Genomic DNA, 16,525 nt, shown 5'->3' with positions numbered 1-16,525 from the left:
GGTTCTACTCCTTGGTGCTTGCGTAGGCGCTGGCCTGTGGTGCTGCGGCGGTGGCCGCGGCGGGATGGATGCGGACGGTGTTCTCCAGCCGCCCGATGCCGTCGATTTCGGTGGTGATCACGTCGCCGTCCTGCAGGAAGCGCGGCGGGACCATGCCCATGCCGACTCCGCCGGGCGTGCCGGTGAGCACAAGGTCGCCCGGACGCAGCACGGTGAACTGCGAGATGTAGGAGAGCAGCCGGGCCGGGCCGAACACCAGGGTGGAGGTATTGCCGCGCTGCACGAGTTCTCCGTTGACGTAGCCGCGGACCTCGAAGTCGCCCTCGGCTTCATCCGTTGTGAGCATCACCGGCCCAACGGGGGTGGTCGCGTCGAAGGCCTTGCCCTGGAACCACTGCAACGTCCGGTTCTGCCAGTCCCGCATGGAGACATCGTTGGCAACCGTGAAACCGGCAATGCCCCGCCGCGCCTCGTCTTCGTCCGCGCGGAACAGTTCCGCGCCCACCACGACGGCGAGCTCGGCTTCCCAGTCGACCCGCTCGCTGCCGTGGACCTGGATGGTGTCCGCCGGTCCGGTAAGGGTGTCCGCGTACTTAGCGAACAGGGTGGGGTAGGCGGGCAGCTCACGGCCCATCTCCTGGATGTGGTCGCCGTAGTTCAGGCCGCAGCAGACCACCTTTCCTGCTCCGGGCAGCAGTGCCGCCAGCCCGCTTGCGGGCACCGTGACGACGGCGGACTCGGGTGCCGCGGCGTCGGCCGCCATGGCGTCCTGTACCAGCGCCCGCCAGCCGTCGGCGGCAAGAAGGGCTCCGACGTCGGCGGCCGGCAGCGGCAGGTAGCGGTCGCCGCCCAAAGCGAGTGCCGCCGTCGTGCGTCGGCCGCCCGTGCGCGGACTGTCCGTGCGCAAGGTGGCAAGTCTCATCCGTCTGTCCTTTGCTTCCCCGCGGTCTTCCGCGAATTTTGATATGTCGAATATTTTACGATCGTCACACAATCGTAAGATAGCACGATGGGAATGGTCTGCACAGGCCTGCTACCAGCTGGAAGCCGGGATGGGTTCCCTGGCCTCGGTGACCGGTGTCCAGCGCAGATGGGTGGTGGTGTCGGACTCCGCTTCCCTCAGCAGGGACAGGCGCGGGCGGACAGCATCGGTGCGGGAGCTCGGCGGCTTGCGGCGACCGGCACGGAACTGCGGAATCCACTGTGCGCCGGGGCCCTGGTATTCCTGCTCGGCTGCGGCGTGCAGGGTCCACTGGGGGTCGTAGAGGTGCGTGCGGCCCAGGGCGATCAGATCGGCGCGCCCGGCGAGCAGGATGGAGTTGACGTCGTCGTAGCTGGAGATGGCGCCGACAGCGATCACGGCCACGCCTGCGGGAGCGGCAACTTCCTGGCGGATGCGGTCTGCGAACGGCGTCTGGTAGCTGCGGCCGAAGGCGGGCTTCTCCTCCTTGGCTACCTGGCCGGTTGAGACGTCCAGGCCGGCTGCACCGTGGGCAACGAAGGCCCGGGCAATCTCGACCGAATCGTCGGAAGTGTTGCCGCCCTCGATCCAGTCGGTCGCGGAGATGCGTACCGTCACCGGCTTGCTGGCAGGCCAAACCGCGCGAACGGCGTCGAACACTTCCAGCGGGAACCGCAGCCGGTTTTCCAAGCTGCCGCCGTATTCGTCGCTCCGGCGGTTGGAAACGGGCGAGAGGAAGGAGGAGAGCAGGTAGCCGTGGGCGGCGTGGATTTCGAGCAGGTCGAAGCCTGCCTGCTCGGCGCGGCGGGCGGCGGCGACGAACTCGTCCTTGATGGCGTCCATGCCGGCGCGGTCCAGTTCGGCAGGGGTCTGGTTGTCCGGGCCATAGGGGAGTGCGGACGGACCAACGGTGGCCCAGTTGCCGGACTCGAGGGGCTCGTCGATGCCTTCCCACATGAGCTTGGTGGAACCCTTGCGGCCGGAGTGGCCCAGCTGGGCGCCGATCTTGGCGGTGGAGTTGCCGTGGATGAAGTCCACGATTTCCTTCCAGCTGTCACGCTGGCCGTCGGTGTAGAGGCCGGTGCAGCCGGGGGTGATGCGGCCGCTTTCGGAGACGCACACCATTTCGGTCATGACCAGGCCGGCGCCGCCGAGGGCCTTGGAGCCGAGGTGGACTTTGTGGAAGTCGCCAGGGATGCCGTCAACGGCGGAGTACATGTCCATGGGCGAGACGATGATGCGGTTCTTCAGCTCCAAGCCGCCGATGTTGTAGGGCTGGAACATAGCCGGAGCTACCTCAGCGAGGCCCTGGGACTCGGCGAAGGCGCGGTCCACGGCGTCGGCGAATTCGGGGTCGCGGAGGCGCAGGTTTTCCTGGGTGATCCGGCGGCTACGGGTGAGCAGGTTGAACGCGAACTGGGTGGGGTCCTGGTCCTTGTAGTGGCCGATGCGTTCGAACCATTCCAGGGACGCCTGGGCGGCGCGCTGCGTGGAGGCGACCACGGGCCGGCGCTCGGCCTCGTAGGCAGCCAGCGCGGCTTCAACGTCCGCATGCTCGTGCAGGCAAGCGGCCAGGGCCAGGGAGTCCTCCATGGCGAGCTTGGTGCCCGAGCCGATGGAGAAGTGGGCTGTGTGGGCGGCGTCGCCGAGCAGGACGACGTTGCCGTGGCGCCAGCTCTGGTTGCGAACGGTGTTGAAGTTCAGCCACTTGGAGTTGTTGGACAGGACCTCGTAGCCGTCCAGTTCCTCCGCGAAGATGGAGCGGACCTTGGCAATCGCCTTCTCGTCGGAAACGCCGGGAGGGAAAACATCGTTGACGGTTTCGTCGAAGCCCGCGGCGTGCCAGACGTCCTCATGCATCTCCACGATGAAGGTGGAGCCTTCGTCCGAGTAGGGGTAGCCGTGGATCTGCATCACGCCCCATTCGGTTTCCTTGACGAAGAACTTGAAGGCTTCGAACACCTGGTCGGTGCCCAGCCACATGTACTTGTTGGTGCGCGGGTCCAGGTCCGGTCCGAAGGAGTCGGCGTACTTGGCGCGGATCTGCGAATTCACGCCGTCCGCGGCGAGGACGAGGTCGTAGCCCGCTTCGAGTTCCTCGATGGGCGGTGCCATGGTGCTGAACCGCACGTCGACATTCAGTTCGAGGCAGCGGCGCTGGAGCAGTTCCAGCAGTTCCTTGCGGCTCATCGCGGCGAAGCCCTGGCCGCCGACGGTGATCATTTCGCCGCGGAAGTGGATGTCGATGTCGGACCAGCGCGCGAAGCGGCGGCTCATGTACTCCGCGACGACGGGATCGGCGTTGCCGATGCCGCCCAGGGTTTCATCCGAGAACACGACGCCGAAGCCGAAGGTGTCGGTGGCGGCGTTGCGCTCCCACAGGGTGATCTCGTGGGACGGGTCGAGCTGCTTCATCAGTGCCGCGAAGTACAGGCCGCCCGGGCCGCCTCCGACAATTGCGATCTTCATGTAAGGATCCCTTCTAGGCTTGGGGCGCTGCCGCGTGGGCCAGCTGGTCGTTGGTGTTTTCGAGGCTTTGCCGCAGTTTGTAGTGCTGCAGCTTGCCGCTGGGGTTGCGGGGGAGTTCATCGACGAAGCGGATCTCGCGCGGGTACTTGTACGGGGCAATGGTCTGTTTGACGAAGTCCTGGATTTCCTTCCGCTTCGCCGCACCGCCCTCGACGCCTTCCCGCAGGACGATGAAAGCGCAGACCACGCTGCCACGCTCGGGATCGGGCCTGCCCACGACCGCGTTCTCGATGACGTCGGGGTGCTGGTTGATCGCGGACTCCACTTCAGGGGCGCCGATGTTGTAACCGGAAGAGACGATCATGTCGTCGGAGCGCGACTGGTAGGTGAAGTAGCCGTCCTCGTCCCGGACGAACGTATCGCCGGTGATGTTCCACCCTTGGGAGACGTACTTGCTTTGGCGGTCGTCATCCATGTAACGGCAGCCGGTGGGGCCGACGACGGCGAGCCGTCCGGCTTGGTTGGCACCCAGTTCGGAGCCGGCGTCGTCCAAAATAGTGGCGCGGAACCCCGGGACGACTTTCCCGGTTGCGCCCGGCCGGCTGTCTTCGCTGACGGCGGAGATGAAGACGTGGAGCATTTCGGTTGCTCCGATTCCGTTCACGAGCCGTACGCCGGTCGCGTCATAGACCGCTTGCCAAGTTTCCTTCGGCAGGTGCTCTCCGGCCGAGACGGCGATTCTCAAACGGCTGAGAAGATCGCCGCGCTCCGCCTTGAGGATGGCGCGGTAGGCCGTGGGAGCCGTGAAGAGGATTGTGGCACCGGCAGCGGCGGCGTTCTCCGCCAGTTCGACAGGGGTGGCGCGTTCGGTCAGCAGCGCTGAGGCGCCGAAGCGCAGCGGGAAGATGACCAGCCCGCCCAACCCGAAGGTGAATGCCAGTGGCGGGGAGCCGGCGAAGACGTCATCGGCCGTGGGCTGCAGGATGTGGCGGGCGAAGGTGTCAGCGATGGCGAGGATGTCCCGGTGGAAGTGCATGGTCACCTTGGGCACTCCGGTGGTGCCCGACGTCGGACCGAGCAGCGCGACGTCGTCGGCCGCGGTTTCCACCGCGGTGAACTCACCGCTCTTGGCGGCGCAGCGGGCGGTGAAGTCACCGATGCCGGATCCTCCGTACGAAAGGACGGTGACGCCGTCGCCCGCCGCGGCAGTCAGATCCTCCACGAAGCGGTGGTCGGAGACCGCGAGGACGGGTTTCGTCAGCCCGATCAGGGTGGCGATCTCGGCGGCCCGCAGCATCGGCATGGTTGTCACGACGACGGCCCCGGCCTTCAGCACGCCCAGCCAGGCCGCGACGAGCCAGGGATTGTTCGGCCCCCGCAGCAGGACCCGGTTGCCCGGAACCACAGCGAAATCCTCGGTGAGCACCTGGGCTGCCTGGTTGGACCGGAGTTGCAGTTCACCGTAGGTCCAGACCTCGCCGTCGGGGGTGCGCAGGGCCGGCCGCTCGGCACCGTGGGCGGCCACCGCGTCGTCGATCAGCACGCAAGCTGCGTTCAGTTGTTCGGGATATTGGAGTTCGGGGAGGGCGAACTCGAGGGCCGGCCAGCTCGCGGCCGGTGGCAGGTGGTCCCGCGTAAACGTGTCTACATGGGCCGATGTGCTCATGGCACCTCCTTCTTTGGTTCTTGCTTGTGAAGTCATCGCCGCAGCTGATTGCATGCTGGCCAAGGTTGGGGCGTCCATGAGCTATGCCCGCCGGTAGCCTGCGAGGGTTCCGTCTGGAACGTCAGTGAGGTTGACGACGATGTTCTCCGGTGTGCGGGCGGTCAACCAGACGAGTTCTTCGGTGACGGACATGTTTGCCTCGACGTGGGGCATGAATGGCGGCACGAAGACCCAGTCTCCGGCTTCCATGTCCTTGTACTCGGAGTAGTTTTCGCCGTAGTAGATGCGACCACGGCCACGAAGGACGTAGCCGCCGGTCTCGGCTTCCCCGTGGTGGTGCGGCAGTGAGCGATAGCCGGGAACATTTGAAACCTGGCCGAACCAGATCTTCGTGGCGGGAGTGTGCTGGATGGACACGCCGGACACTCGGATGCAGTCGCCTGACTGGGCTGTGTTGGCATCTTCCTGCCCGGCCCGGGTAACAACAGGGACGACCTTGCCGTCTGCGCCGGCATAGATCGAGTTGTCCCCATTCGTGCGGTACGTGGTGGGTGCGGTCAAGTCGGTCATGGTCATTACTCCTTGATGGTTGCGGAGCGACGGGATTGCGCGGATCGTCTGCTGCGTCCGGCTTGCAGGAACCGGCTCGAAGGAACCGAGCCGGGATTCCCTTCCCAAACTTTGGATATGTCGACTTTTTTACGGTCGTCACATATCCTCAAGGTAGCACGGTGGAAACGGCCCAACAAGAGTCTTTTCCACGGCGATCGGATACCGCTTTCAAGGAGGACCATCATGACCAAGAAGACCGTCAACCCCTCTTCGCTGCCCAAACCGTCTGGTTACGCACACGGCATCCTTGCCGGGAATGTGGTGTACCTGGGCGGCCAGACCGCGCTCGACGCGGACATGCAGATCGTGCCGGGTGGCATTGTGAATCAATTCCGACAGGCCTTTTCGAACGTCCTGGTCACCCTGGCGGAAGCAGGAGGCCGGCCGGAAGACCTGGTGAGCGTCACCATCTACCTGACGGACGTAGATGACTACATGGCGAACGGCAAGGAGATCGGGCGGATCTGGCGTGAAATGGCCGGCTCGGAGTATCCCGCAATGGCTGGAATCGGAATCAGCCGCTTGTGGCAGAAGGAAGCCATGATCGAGATCCAGGGCATCGCCGTTATTCAAGAGCGCTGAGCGTCACGAGGAGCAGGGGTCTCCCGTCGCCTGCGCTGCACGCCGGAAGCACGCCCCGGGAGCTGTACGCCTTGAACGGTGGGCAGGGGCGCTACGGGCTCAGGATTCGCTTGTGCTGGACGGATTGCCGTTTCCGGAGGGGGCCGGGGTCTTTGTGGCTGGCAAAGGCCTCACCGCGTCCAGGACCACGGGAGGCCAAGGCTGGGCTTTTGCTGACCCCAGCGGCACATGGACCACCGTTACGGTCCCGTAAGCGGCAAGGCCGCCGGGCTGCCCGTCGTGGGCATGCCCCTGGACTTCAAAGGCATATGTCATCGAGGTCCTGCCCAGCTTGGAAACGCCAACGGTGGCGGTGATCCGCTGCCCAAACCAGAGCTTGGCCTTGAAATGAATCTCCTGGTGGATGCGCGGCACGACGGGGAAGTAGTTGTGGAGGCCGAGGCTGCGCAGGAACAGTTCGGCCTCGGCGGCCTCAACCCAACGCATTATCGCTGAATTGTGCTGGTGGCCGGACGCGTCCGTGTCCACCCATTCCACAGTGCGCTCGATGCTGGCCTGGGGATGCGTTCCAGTTAGACGGACCACAGCAGGCCTCCTCTCTTGGGATGGAACTACAGGTCTTGGGATGGAACTGCAGGGTATGGCGGGCCTGTGACGCTCATGGCAAGAAGATCATAAACCTTCTTGCGTACTATTTACGAGCGTCACAAGAGCGCAATATACTGGAGTCCTGCCACATGTATGTCGGACACATCCCGTGACCCGATCCATGGGCTCGATACGAGGAGACAAAGATGTCCGCTTCATACTCGGATGAAAGCAAGGAAGACACACAGGAGCTGTCGATGCGCGCCTTGCTCGAGGAAGAATTCAAGTCAGTGTTCGGTGGTACCAAACCTGTCGCCGTACCGTGGGCAGGCCTGATCTACGTCTGAGGATCGCTCCGCCCGGACAATGCCGCGGATGCCGCAAGCGGTCCGCGATGTAGCCTAGGACTGTCATGGAATCCCGAAAAACCACAGTCTGAGGTAGCGCTGAATGGCCACAGCCGATGTCGTCCCCGACGTTGCCCCGATGCCCCGCCATCAACACCTGATTGTCACTGTCTATGGCCTATACGCCCGCAACCAGGACGGCACCTTTGCCGTCTCGGACCTAATACAGCTGCTCGGCGACTTGGGAGTTGAATCCGCAGGCGTGCGTTCCTCGGTGTCGCGGCTGAAAAAACGTGGCGTTCTGGTCAGTTTGAAACGCGATGGTTTGGCTGCCTATAAGCTCTCGCCGGACCTCGAGGATATCTTCACGGCCGGTGACGAACGGATCTTCGCTCCGCGCCGGGCCAAGAAGGGTGATGCCTGGCTCCTGGCGTCCTTCTCGGTACCCGAGTCCCAACGGCACCTCAGGCACAAACTGCGCACGATTCTGACCCGCGCCGGCTGCGGCCAGGTCTCACCCGGGCTATGGATCGCTCCCGGAAACCTGGCACGCGAGGTGGAACAGCAGTTTGAACGCGCCGGACTCATGGACTACGTGGACCTGTTCAAGGCAACCCACCTCACTGAAAGCCACATCCGTGAAAAGGTCGGCCAATGGTGGGATCTGCCTTCGCTGGAGGCGTTGTACCGGGACTTCGTGGAACGGCACCAACCCGTCTTGCAGCGATGGGAACAGCTCGAAGCCGACGCTCCGGAATCCACTGACCTCCTGAGGCAGGCCTTCGCGGACTACGTTCCAATGGTTACCCAATGGCGGAGGCTCCCCTACATGGATCCCGGCCTTCCCGAGGAATACCTCCCCGCAAACTGGCATGGCCTGGCCGCGCAAGAACTCTTCGCAAGGATGCATGCGCTCCTTGGCCCCAAGGCGCGGCGCTACGCAATGTCCGTCGTGGGGTCAAACTAAAGCTTGAAGCAGAAGGGTCCGGGGCTCGCTTGCGCGGGTCCCGGACCCTTCCGTATCCCCAATCGGCCGTGTCAGTGACCTTGGAAGGCCTCTGCCAGCCACCACGCGCCGCCGTCGGAAGCGATCTTTGCATCGATTACCAGGGGCCGCTCTTGGGATCCGTCACGCAGGACCGAAACCCATTCCCTTACCGGCCGCAGGTCCTCAAGCGTCCGGACAGTAACCCCCTCAGCACCGTACCCGCGGGCAATCGCCGCGAAGTCAGTCTCGGGGAATGACACGCTTGCCAGGTCCTCCGGGCCGTGGTTTTCGGCGAAATGGTGGACTTCCGCGCCATATGCGGCGTCGTTGTAAACGATGCAGACGAGCGGCAGTTTGAGCCGGACGGCGGTCTCCAGTTCGCTGATGCCCATGAGGAACCCGCCGTCGCCGGCGCCGAGGACCGGCAGCCTGCCAGGCTGCGCAATGGCTGCGCCGATTGCGGTGTACAGTCCCAGGCCAATGGCCTGGAAAGCCTGCGTGAAACAGAATCCGAACTCATCCGGGACCGCCAGGTATTGGCTGGGGTAGCCCATGAAGTTTCCGGAATCGACAGCGACGATTCTGTTGGCGGGGAGGATTGAATCGAGTTCCCGGCTGAGCACGCGCGGGTCGATCGATGTCGCAGTGGACAGGTCCGGCGTTTCCACGTCCCGCCACCGTGCGCCCTGCTTGATGTCGAGGGCGATCTGCTCCGTGCGGTACTTTGCCGCCGGGGCCGGCTGGACTGTGCGCAAGGCCTCCAAGGCATCGTCAGCGGTGAGGGCGGAGTCGCCCAGCACGCCGAGGGAGATTGGCCTGTTGGCACCCAACGAGGCGTCCTCGACGTCGACCTGGACCACGGTTGTGCCGGGAGAAATCAGCCTGCCGTGGCGCATGGTCCACATGTTCAGCGTGCATCCCCAGCCGACAATGAGATCGGCATCCGTGATGAGTTCCGCGGTCAGCGGCGAGGAAAACCCTCCCGATATTCCGAGATTGTGCGAGTCGCCGTTAAACAGTCCGTTGGCCACCGCCGAGGTTGCAACGAGCGCTCCGGCATGCCGGGCCAGGGCCAGGATGCTTTCGCGGGCGCCCCTTCCTCCTCGTCCTGCGACGAACACCGGGCGCTGGGCCTTGGAAATGAGGGCAGCAAGCGTCTCCACGGATACTGAATCAGGGCGGATCCGAGCAGGTTCCTGCACCTCGACAGTGTGGACCAGGTCCTGAGCTGTTGCGCCCTGCACGTCCAAGGGCAGGCTGAGGACCACGGTCCGGCGCTCGTTGACCGCAGTACGGAATGCCCTGACGGTATCGGCGATCGCAGTTTCCGCTGAGTGGATCCGTTCGGGAACCGCTCCAACGCTTCGGACGAGGGCATCCTGGTCGATTTTGAAGTTGGAGCGGACGGCTGCGCCCTGCGTGTCGGCGGTCAGGACGATGAGCGGGGTACGGCTCTTGGCCGCTTCGCCGATTCCTGTGATGGCATTGCTCAGTCCGCAGCCCTGATGCGTAGTCGCCACACCAACCCTGCCCGACATCCTTGAATAGGCATCCGCCATGGTCGCCGCGCCGCCTTCGTGCCGGGCGGCGGTGTAGGGAATGCCTTCCTTGATGAGGGCGTTGGTGACGTCGAAGTTTCCACTGCCAACAACTCCGAAGACGTGGCCGACTCCAAGCCTGGCCAGCGTCCTGCCGACGATGTCAGCTACTTGTACTTCCTTGCTCATGCCCCCTCCACAAAGGCGAAGACGCGGGCGGGGCTACCGGTGCCACCAACAATCGGCAAGGGCGCGACCAGGATTGTCGCTCCCGTGGCGGGAAGCCGCTCAATGTTGCGGAGCGAGGTGAGCCCGTACTTGTCCGCACCGAGAAGAAACGAGTGCACCGGAAACATCGGGTCCATGGTGGCGGCCTGACCGGCGTCGATTCCTACGGTTTCGACCCCGAACCCGCTGATCCTGTCGTTGTCAGCAATCCACTTCGCGCCAGCAACCGAGACCCCAGGGGTGTGCGGTCCGTTCTCGTCAGCATTGACGAATTCGGAAGCGTTGCCGCCCCGGGCGGACCATCCGGTTCTGAAGATCACCCAGCAGTTCTCGGGCAGTTGCCCGTGATCCCTTTGCCACTCTTCGAAGTGTTCAGGCTCCAGCAGGAAGTCGGGGTCCTGGGCGGCCTCGGCACTCTTGTCGAGGACGACAATCGGGCCAACCAGGCGCCAGGGCTCGATCTCGTCCACGGACTTTCCGTCCCGCCCTGTAATCCAATGAACGGGAGCATCAAGATGCGTGCCGGCGTGTTCACCCACGGTGACGTCGTTCCAGGCCCAAGCAGGTCCGGCGTCGTCGAAATTGCTCACTGGTGTCAGTGAGAGGCCAACGGTGTTGGCGAGGGGTTGGGGCAGGTTCAGGATCGGCGTATCACCGCTGAGGGGCGTGGTGAGGTCGATGACCTGCACGGAGCCATCTGATAGGGCTGCAACCAGCCCTTGTAGAACAGACATAGTTCTCCTGTCGGGTTTGATGTGGGTTCAGTTCAGCTTTTGGGCCACCAGATGGCCAGATCCGCCGGACAGGCCGGGTCCGGGGTGGGTTGACGCCCCAATGTGCCACAGCCCCTTGACCGGGGTTCTGTGGTTGGCGGCCTCGGGGAACGGGCGCCAAAGGAGGTTCTGGAAGAGTTCCGCGGACCCGCCGTAGGGATCGCCCCTGACGGCATTAGGGTTCTCGGCCGCGAGGTCGGTCGGTGCGAGGATGTCCCAGGCCAGAACCGAGCCCCGCATGCCGGGGGCGAACTGGTCAATCCGGGCCAGTACACGTTCCATGAACTGTTCCTTGAGCTCCTGGGTCCAGCCGCCGTCAACATAGAACTGGCCGGCGGCATCCCCCAGCGGATCAAAGGGTACTTCCTGCAACTGCAGCCAGAGGGTCGCCTGCCCGGCAGGCGCCCGTGAGGGATCGAGGACGCACTGCTGACCGACGACGACGGTGGGCTCCGCGGGCAGCAGCCCGGCCTCGGCCTGGGCGCACGCGATGCCGGTACTGTTCGAGCCGTTGCTCAGGTGCACCAGGGGAACCGCATCCAAGCGCGGATCCAGCCATGCAACGGGCTTGTCCAGCGCAAGGTGGATCTGCATCGCACCCCGACCATTCTGGTAGCGCGCCGCTGCTTCGGCCGATCCGGCCGGCGGCTCTCGCAGCAACCTCGAATAGAGGGCCTGTGGAGATACATTGGCCAGAACAGTCCGTGCCCGCACAACGCCGCGGGAAGTCTGCACGCCCGACACCCCCTTGGCGTCCACGAGTATCTCCTGGGCCTCGGTGTCCAACAGAATCCGAACACCTTTGTCCCGCAAAAGGGATTCAAATGCCCGTACGAAGTTGGACGCGCCGCCCTTCACCACAGGAAGCCCGTGAGTATGCATGCTCAAGGCCATGACCGGCAGCATGACACCTCCCGTTGACTGGTCGGGGCCAAGACCTGCATGAAGCAGCCACGGCGACCAGAGTTGGTCGGTCTCCCAGCCGTCGAAGCGGCTCCGGAGGTAGTTGCGGCCGCTCATGACGGCGTCACGCGCGAAGGCCTCGAGGCCCTTGAATGTTCCGCGCCTGATGGCGCCGAAGGCGATGCGCAGGACCTCCTTCAAGGACCGCAGCTCGGCCCCGAAGGCTCCGAAGATAGTGCCGGCGTTCGTGCCGAGATCGTCCAGCATTGCCAGATACGCGGCCTCATCGCCCGGGGTCTGCAGCGCGGAGGCCGTGAGCGCGGGATCGCGATGGGCAATGGCGACCCGCGGCGTTCCGGTCAGTGGGTCGGCAGCCACGCTGGCTGTCACGGCACCCTCGGTATTGCAGTACTCCAGGCCACGGTCATGAAGTTCCCGCCCCAATACTTCGTAGGCCCCTCCCGAAACGAACAGGGGGTGCCACGAGGAAAAGGTGTCGTGGACAAACCCGGGGAGGGTCCGTTCCGCAGAGTCGATGAAGCCGCCGAGCCTGTCCGTGCGTTCGATGAGGCAGACGCTCTTTCCTGCGAGAGCCAACTCCGCGGCAGCCACCAAGGAGTTGATCCCTGAACCAATAATCGCAATCTCAGTGGAAGCGTTCATCGGGGTGCTCCTCTCCGTCAGAAGTCCGGGTGGCTGGCGGTTGCGTGGTACTTGCCACTGTGGAACACCAGGGGCGCGCCCCCAGGGTTGTCGTACTTCTCCACCTCGCCGACGTAAATGACGTGGTCGCCGGCGTCATGGCGGGACACGGTCCTGCACTGGAACGTGGCCACCGCACCCTCCAGCAGCGGAATTCCGGCAATGCCCTCCGAAGTTTCCGCTCCGGCGAACTTGTCGATTGATGGTGTGGCGAATTGCCGTGACAACACGTGTTGGTCGCTGGCGAGGATGTTGATGGCGAAATGGGTGGATTCCTCGAAGTCCACAAGGCTGGGCGTCTTCTTGCTGGGGCACCAGAGGACCAGGGGAGGTTCCATCGAAACGGAGGTGAAGGAGTTGGCCGTCATGCCGACCTTCCGGCCGTCAGCGCCGAGGGTGGTAACCACGGTAACGCCGGTGGCGAATTGTCCCAGTGCACTCCTGAAGTCCCTCAGGTCGAAGACCGCCGAATCCTCTTCCTTCTGGGCCTGTACAAACTCGGCAGCTGCGGCGGAATCGAACCACCAGGGGTAGAAGGTACGGGGATCATCGAAGCCCTCGGCGATGCTGCAGGCGAGTGCGGGATGGGCCGCAGCCTCGGCCAGCACCAGTCGCTGGTGGTCCCTCCGCTGCTTGAGCATGTCGTTGGTCCAGGCCACGGCCCACTGCCCCCACCCGCGCCAGAACTCGTCGAAGGTCCGTTCCATCCAGTCCCTGTCAAACGGCTGCTGGCCCCTGCGAACGATGGAGTCGAGGTAATACCGGGCAGCCAGGGTGGCATTGTTTGATCCCTGGCCGGTGAGTGGGTCGTTGAGGAGGACGGCGTCTCCCAGCCCGAACACCGGCTTTCCGTTCCCGAGTTCGCCAACCGCGGAGCGAACCGTTGGAGTGATCCGGCCCAGGAGGGTTGCGCCGTCATCCGTGAGCCGTGCTTCTGAAAAGTTTTTCGACTCGTGGGGGAAGAACTCGTCCAGGATCTCCAGTGAGCGCCTTAGCTGTTCCTCGGGCGTGCCCACGTCTGCCCACCGGTCCATCGGGCCGCCAACAACACCTTCGAAGACCATCATCTGGCAAGGTCCGGACACCGACAGCCCAGGAAAGGTAAAGAACTCGCCGACGCCGGGCACCACCGACATGCGGATACTGTCACCGCGCTGCTCGGGCTGCCCGGCAGTGGCCGAACCGATCGTGACGTAGTTGAGCGCGAGGACCCTTTGTGGCCGGTCGAAGGGAGACTTCGACTTGTCCTTGGGGAAAATCTGGCCGATTTCCCCCTTGCCGGTGCTGACGATAACGAGCTCATAGTCGCGTGTGAGCTCCTCGAGCATCCGCGGGGTGACCTTCTCTATCCGGAAGTCACCGCCGGCGGCCACGAAAGCCTCGATCCAGGCAGCACTCTTGATCCGCTGGTCGATTGAGCGGGCCGTACCCTGAAGGGGAGCTTCCCATTCGATCGGATCGTCGCTTGGACCCCCGGCAACATGCAACGTCAATGCATTGATCCCGGGGACGGTCCCATCCTCGTAAAGGCCCGTCAGCGCCGGGCTCAGCTGCGCTTCCGCAGCGAGGGCGGTCGAAAACATACATTGGCTGGACATGACCTTGCCCGTGCGGATTTGGGCTGCCGAGCGGTCGGAGAGCAGGGTGATCGCGTAGCCCTCACGCTGCAGGCCCAAGGCCAGCTGTGCACCGGATTCACCGGCTCCGATTATTGCGATCTTTCGCATCTTGGGATTCCTTTGTGGCGGGATGGGAACGATGGGGATGGGGCGTCAGCGCGTCGCGACGGAGTTCACGCTTTCCAGGTACGCCGCAGCCTTGTCCGGGTACATGAACCATTCCTGGAAGTCCGGCGGGTTGTTGAAGCCGTTGGCGAAGCGGCTGGCGATTTCGGGGGACTGCCCGGCAGCACCAAGGAGCTGGAGAACATGCGGCGGCGGGGGAGCAAGGAGGGCGTTCGTCCACTGCGCAACATGCTGGGCGTAGTTCCAGTACTTTTCAAAGGTTGCCTGCATGAATTCCGCGTCAAAGTCTCCTTCCTCGTGCTCCTTGATGCTCTGCAGGTACGAGGCTGCACACTTGCTGGCGTTGTTGGAACCCTGCCCCGTGATGGGATCGTTCAGGACGACGACGTCTGCCAGGCCAAGAACCTGCCTGCCGCTGGGCAGCGTCGCAATGGGGTGGCGGACCGTGGGAGCGAACCGGCCCTGCAGGAAACCATTGGGGTCGGTCAATTCGACGTCCACGGCACGCGCAGCTTCCCAAGGCAGGAACGTCTTCAGGATGTCCTTGGATGTCTCCAGGTGTTTCTCGGCGGACAGGCCCTTCCAGCAGTCCATGGGCCCCCCGGGGATCCCTTCAAAAACCATGATTTCGCAGGGACCCGTCTTGGTCAGCGCGGGGAAAGCGAAGTACTCGCCGACCCCCGGGATGAGGTTGAAGGAGACGGCTGAGAACTCGGGCCTGGGTTCCAGCCCGTTGACGTAGGTCAGGGCCAGGGCGCGCTGCGGAGCATCGTAGAAGCTGCGAGCCGCGTCGCGGGTGAAAAGCTGGGCAATTTCGCCCTTTCCCGCGGCTACGATTACCAGGTCGGAGTTCAGGGTGTACCTTTCGAGGTCCTCCACGCCGGCGTCTTCGAAAATGAGCTCGCCCCCACGAGCCACAAACTCCTCCATGAACCTGGGAAATTTGACCCGCTGGTCGATGGACTTCGCCGGGTTTTCCAGGCCGGATGCCCAGTTGATGGCCTTCTGCCCGGGGACTTCGGGATGCGGGATGGTGAAAGAGATCCCGTCGACGGTCGGTGCTTCCGGCCAGAAATCGAGCCCGAGTTCCCTTTCGTTTTCCAATGCGTCATGAAAGATGCACTGGCTGGACGAGACTTTGCCTTCGTAGATTTCCTCGCCGGTGCGGTTGGAGACCGTGGTCACGTGGTATCCCGCGTCCAGCAGTCCGATTCCCAGCTGCAGACCTGACTGGCCGGCTCCGACTATGGTGATGTGGCGCTGTGTCATGTTGTTGTCCTTGTCTTGTTACTGTCCCGGCATCCGTGGACGGGTTGGGCGGCGCTTATTTGGCTTGGCCTGGGGTTTGGTTTGGGGTGGATTCGCTCGCACCCAAGGAGGCCCATGTGTACGAGGGTCATGCGTACGACCCTGACGTCGTTCACCTGTCCTCACCTCGGTTCGGCAGCGAGCAATGGGATGGTTTCTTCGGCGCGCTCGGGACCCAAGGCGGAATAGCCTCCGTCGACGGCCCAATCGGCACCTGTAACGAAGCTTGCCCGGTCGCTGGCGAGGAATGCCACGACATCCCCGATCTCTTCGGGCCGGCCGACCCTCTTCAGAACGTGGAAGGGGGCTGCCACCGCATCCGTTTTCTCGATGTTTCCGTTCGTGAGGGAGTCCATGATGTTGCTCCAAACCCAACCCGGACTTACTGAGTTGACTCGAATGCCGTCTTCGGCGAAGTCCACGGCCATGCTTCGGGTCAGCTGCACGAGCGCCGCCTTGCTGGCCGGGTACAGCCAGCGTCCGGTCTGGGCAACAGAACTGGAGATCGAGGTGAAGTTGATGATGGCGCCATGCCGGGAGGCCTTCAAATAGGGGCGTGCGGCCGCGCTCACCATGACTGCGCTGACCAGGTTGACGTTCAAGGCTTCAAGCCAGTCGCTACGGTTGGATCCTGCGCCTTCGTCTTTGTAGGTGCAGGCAAGATTGACGACGATATCGATTCCGCCGTGCAACGCTGCGGTGTCGCCAACCAGCCGGGACACTGCCGCGTCGTCTGTGATGTCAGTGTGCGAAAAGCTGATGCCCTTGCCCAGGGCGTCGATTTGTGCGCCTCCATTGGCATCAATATCCGCTACAACAACCGTGGCGCCTGCCTCGCTGAGCGCTGTGACAACGCCCCGGCCGATCTTGGTTACTCCGCCTGTGACGATCGCTGTCCTGCCTGAGAGTGCTGACATGGCCAAACCTTTCGTGGTGAATGATCAACGCTTGTTTGTGCATGACTTCTGTCGTGCGGGAGGTGCTACTTGTCCGCGGGCCTCGGTGCGGGCTTCGGATGGGTCCGTTCCCATTCCAGCCGGCGCTCGTGTACCAGCCTGATGTTCTTCATCGCTGCCCACCTCCCTCTGACTTCGTTGTTGCACTTCTATGACCTG

At 63.7% G+C, this 16,525-nt stretch carries 14 protein-coding genes; 3 read left to right on the top strand and 11 right to left on the bottom strand.

Annotated features, from left to right (window positions below; genetic code table 11):
- Nucleotides 1-4 precede the first annotated feature (4 nt).
- The 4 genes from ACN9M4_RS17455 to ACN9M4_RS17440 all read right to left on the bottom strand — a co-directional run bounded on the left by ACN9M4_RS17455 (nucleotide 5) and on the right by ACN9M4_RS17440 (nucleotide 5,666).
- Complete coding sequence (locus tag ACN9M4_RS17455; RefSeq protein ID WP_426300100.1) at nucleotides 5-922, bottom strand: fumarylacetoacetate hydrolase family protein; 918 nt, start codon at nucleotides 920-922, stop codon at nucleotides 5-7.
- A gap of 111 nt (nucleotides 923-1,033) precedes the next feature.
- Nucleotides 1,034-3,430, bottom strand: coding sequence for a bifunctional salicylyl-CoA 5-hydroxylase/oxidoreductase (locus tag ACN9M4_RS17450; protein ID WP_426300098.1), 2,397 nt, complete (start codon nucleotides 3,428-3,430; stop codon nucleotides 1,034-1,036).
- Nucleotides 3,431-3,443: 13 nt separating this feature from the next.
- Nucleotides 3,444-5,096: an AMP-binding protein gene (locus ACN9M4_RS17445; protein WP_426300096.1), complete on the bottom strand. Its 1,653-nt coding sequence runs from the start codon at nucleotides 5,094-5,096 to the stop codon at nucleotides 3,444-3,446.
- An 81-nt stretch (nucleotides 5,097-5,177) separates the two neighbouring features.
- Complete coding sequence (locus ACN9M4_RS17440; RefSeq protein WP_426300094.1) at nucleotides 5,178-5,666, bottom strand: cupin domain-containing protein; 489 nt, start codon at nucleotides 5,664-5,666, stop codon at nucleotides 5,178-5,180.
- Between the two features lie 225 nt (nucleotides 5,667-5,891).
- Here ACN9M4_RS17440 and ACN9M4_RS17435 point away from each other — a divergent pair, with 225 nt between their 5' ends.
- Nucleotides 5,892-6,290, top strand: coding sequence for a RidA family protein (locus ACN9M4_RS17435; RefSeq protein ID WP_426300092.1), 399 nt, complete (start codon nucleotides 5,892-5,894; stop codon nucleotides 6,288-6,290).
- 99 nt (nucleotides 6,291-6,389) lie between these two features.
- Here the strand turns inward: ACN9M4_RS17435 and ACN9M4_RS17430 are convergent, their stop codons facing one another.
- Nucleotides 6,390-6,776 (bottom strand): acyl-CoA thioesterase, encoded by a 387-nt coding sequence (locus tag ACN9M4_RS17430; protein WP_426300090.1) that lies wholly within the window; start codon nucleotides 6,774-6,776, stop codon nucleotides 6,390-6,392.
- 308 nt (nucleotides 6,777-7,084) lie between these two features.
- Between ACN9M4_RS17430 and ACN9M4_RS17425 the strand changes: the two genes are divergently transcribed.
- Complete coding sequence (locus ACN9M4_RS17425; protein WP_426300088.1) at nucleotides 7,085-7,225, top strand: hypothetical protein; 141 nt, start codon at nucleotides 7,085-7,087, stop codon at nucleotides 7,223-7,225.
- A gap of 103 nt (nucleotides 7,226-7,328) precedes the next feature.
- The gene (locus ACN9M4_RS17420; RefSeq protein WP_426300086.1) at nucleotides 7,329-8,192 is read left to right on the top strand and encodes a PaaX family transcriptional regulator C-terminal domain-containing protein; all 864 of its coding nucleotides are present in this window, start codon (nucleotides 7,329-7,331) and stop codon (nucleotides 8,190-8,192) included.
- 71 nt (nucleotides 8,193-8,263) lie between these two features.
- On the opposite strand, the gene ACN9M4_RS17415 is transcribed toward ACN9M4_RS17420, so the two are convergent.
- The 6 genes from ACN9M4_RS17415 to ACN9M4_RS17390 form a co-directional block, all read right to left on the bottom strand.
- On the bottom strand, nucleotides 8,264-9,940 hold the full coding sequence (locus ACN9M4_RS17415; RefSeq protein ID WP_426300084.1) for a thiamine pyrophosphate-binding protein: 1,677 nt from the start codon (nucleotides 9,938-9,940) through the stop codon (nucleotides 8,264-8,266).
- Nucleotides 9,937-10,713: a cyclase family protein gene (locus ACN9M4_RS17410; protein ID WP_426300082.1), complete on the bottom strand. Its 777-nt coding sequence runs from the start codon at nucleotides 10,711-10,713 to the stop codon at nucleotides 9,937-9,939. The genes ACN9M4_RS17415 and ACN9M4_RS17410 overlap by 4 nt, the downstream gene beginning before the upstream one ends.
- Before the next feature lie 27 nt (nucleotides 10,714-10,740).
- Nucleotides 10,741-12,318 carry a phytoene desaturase family protein gene (locus tag ACN9M4_RS17405; protein WP_426300080.1) on the bottom strand — a complete coding sequence of 526 codons (1,578 nt, stop codon included), beginning with the start codon at nucleotides 12,316-12,318 and terminating at the stop codon, nucleotides 10,741-10,743.
- Between the two features lie 17 nt (nucleotides 12,319-12,335).
- Nucleotides 12,336-14,084, bottom strand: coding sequence for a flavin reductase (locus tag ACN9M4_RS17400; protein WP_426300078.1), 1,749 nt, complete (start codon nucleotides 14,082-14,084; stop codon nucleotides 12,336-12,338).
- Nucleotides 14,085-14,129: 45 nt separating this feature from the next.
- Entirely contained in the window at nucleotides 14,130-15,371 is a 1,242-nt protein-coding gene (locus ACN9M4_RS17395) for a styrene monooxygenase/indole monooxygenase family protein (RefSeq protein WP_426300076.1), read from the bottom strand.
- A gap of 161 nt (nucleotides 15,372-15,532) precedes the next feature.
- Complete coding sequence (locus ACN9M4_RS17390; RefSeq protein ID WP_426300074.1) at nucleotides 15,533-16,327, bottom strand: SDR family oxidoreductase; 795 nt, start codon at nucleotides 16,325-16,327, stop codon at nucleotides 15,533-15,535.
- Between the last annotated feature and the right edge of the window lie 198 nt (nucleotides 16,328-16,525).

The sequence above is a fragment of the Arthrobacter sp. R-11 genome (assembly GCF_049913155.1).
Lineage (GTDB): Bacteria > Actinomycetota > Actinomycetes > Actinomycetales > Micrococcaceae > Arthrobacter.
Note: the sequence above shows the minus strand (reverse complement) of the source record. Positions and strands in the feature narration are given on the sequence as shown.

Bases quoted from the DNA above. Each gene is read 5' to 3' on its own strand.
- ACN9M4_RS17455 (WP_426300100.1), bottom strand. From the start codon at position 922: ATGAGACTTGCCACCTTGCGCACGGACAGTCCGCGCACGGGCGGCCGA.
- ACN9M4_RS17450 (WP_426300098.1), bottom strand. From the start codon at position 3,430: ATGAAGATCGCAATTGTCGGAGGCGGCCCGGGCGGCCTGTACTTCGCG.
- ACN9M4_RS17445 (WP_426300096.1), bottom strand. From the start codon at position 5,096: ATGAGCACATCGGCCCATGTAGACACGTTTACGCGGGACCACCTGCCA.
- ACN9M4_RS17440 (WP_426300094.1), bottom strand. From the start codon at position 5,666: ATGACCGACTTGACCGCACCCACCACGTACCGCACGAATGGGGACAAC.
- ACN9M4_RS17435 (WP_426300092.1), top strand. From the start codon at position 5,892: ATGACCAAGAAGACCGTCAACCCCTCTTCGCTGCCCAAACCGTCTGGT.
- ACN9M4_RS17430 (WP_426300090.1), bottom strand. From the start codon at position 6,776: ATGCGTTGGGTTGAGGCCGCCGAGGCCGAACTGTTCCTGCGCAGCCTC.
- ACN9M4_RS17425 (WP_426300088.1), top strand. From the start codon at position 7,085: ATGTCCGCTTCATACTCGGATGAAAGCAAGGAAGACACACAGGAGCTG.
- ACN9M4_RS17420 (WP_426300086.1), top strand. From the start codon at position 7,329: ATGGCCACAGCCGATGTCGTCCCCGACGTTGCCCCGATGCCCCGCCAT.
- ACN9M4_RS17415 (WP_426300084.1), bottom strand. From the start codon at position 9,940: ATGAGCAAGGAAGTACAAGTAGCTGACATCGTCGGCAGGACGCTGGCC.
- ACN9M4_RS17410 (WP_426300082.1), bottom strand. From the start codon at position 10,713: ATGTCTGTTCTACAAGGGCTGGTTGCAGCCCTATCAGATGGCTCCGTG.
- ACN9M4_RS17405 (WP_426300080.1), bottom strand. From the start codon at position 12,318: ATGAACGCTTCCACTGAGATTGCGATTATTGGTTCAGGGATCAACTCC.
- ACN9M4_RS17400 (WP_426300078.1), bottom strand. From the start codon at position 14,084: ATGCGAAAGATCGCAATAATCGGAGCCGGTGAATCCGGTGCACAGCTG.
- ACN9M4_RS17395 (WP_426300076.1), bottom strand. From the start codon at position 15,371: ATGACACAGCGCCACATCACCATAGTCGGAGCCGGCCAGTCAGGTCTG.
- ACN9M4_RS17390 (WP_426300074.1), bottom strand. From the start codon at position 16,327: ATGTCAGCACTCTCAGGCAGGACAGCGATCGTCACAGGCGGAGTAACC.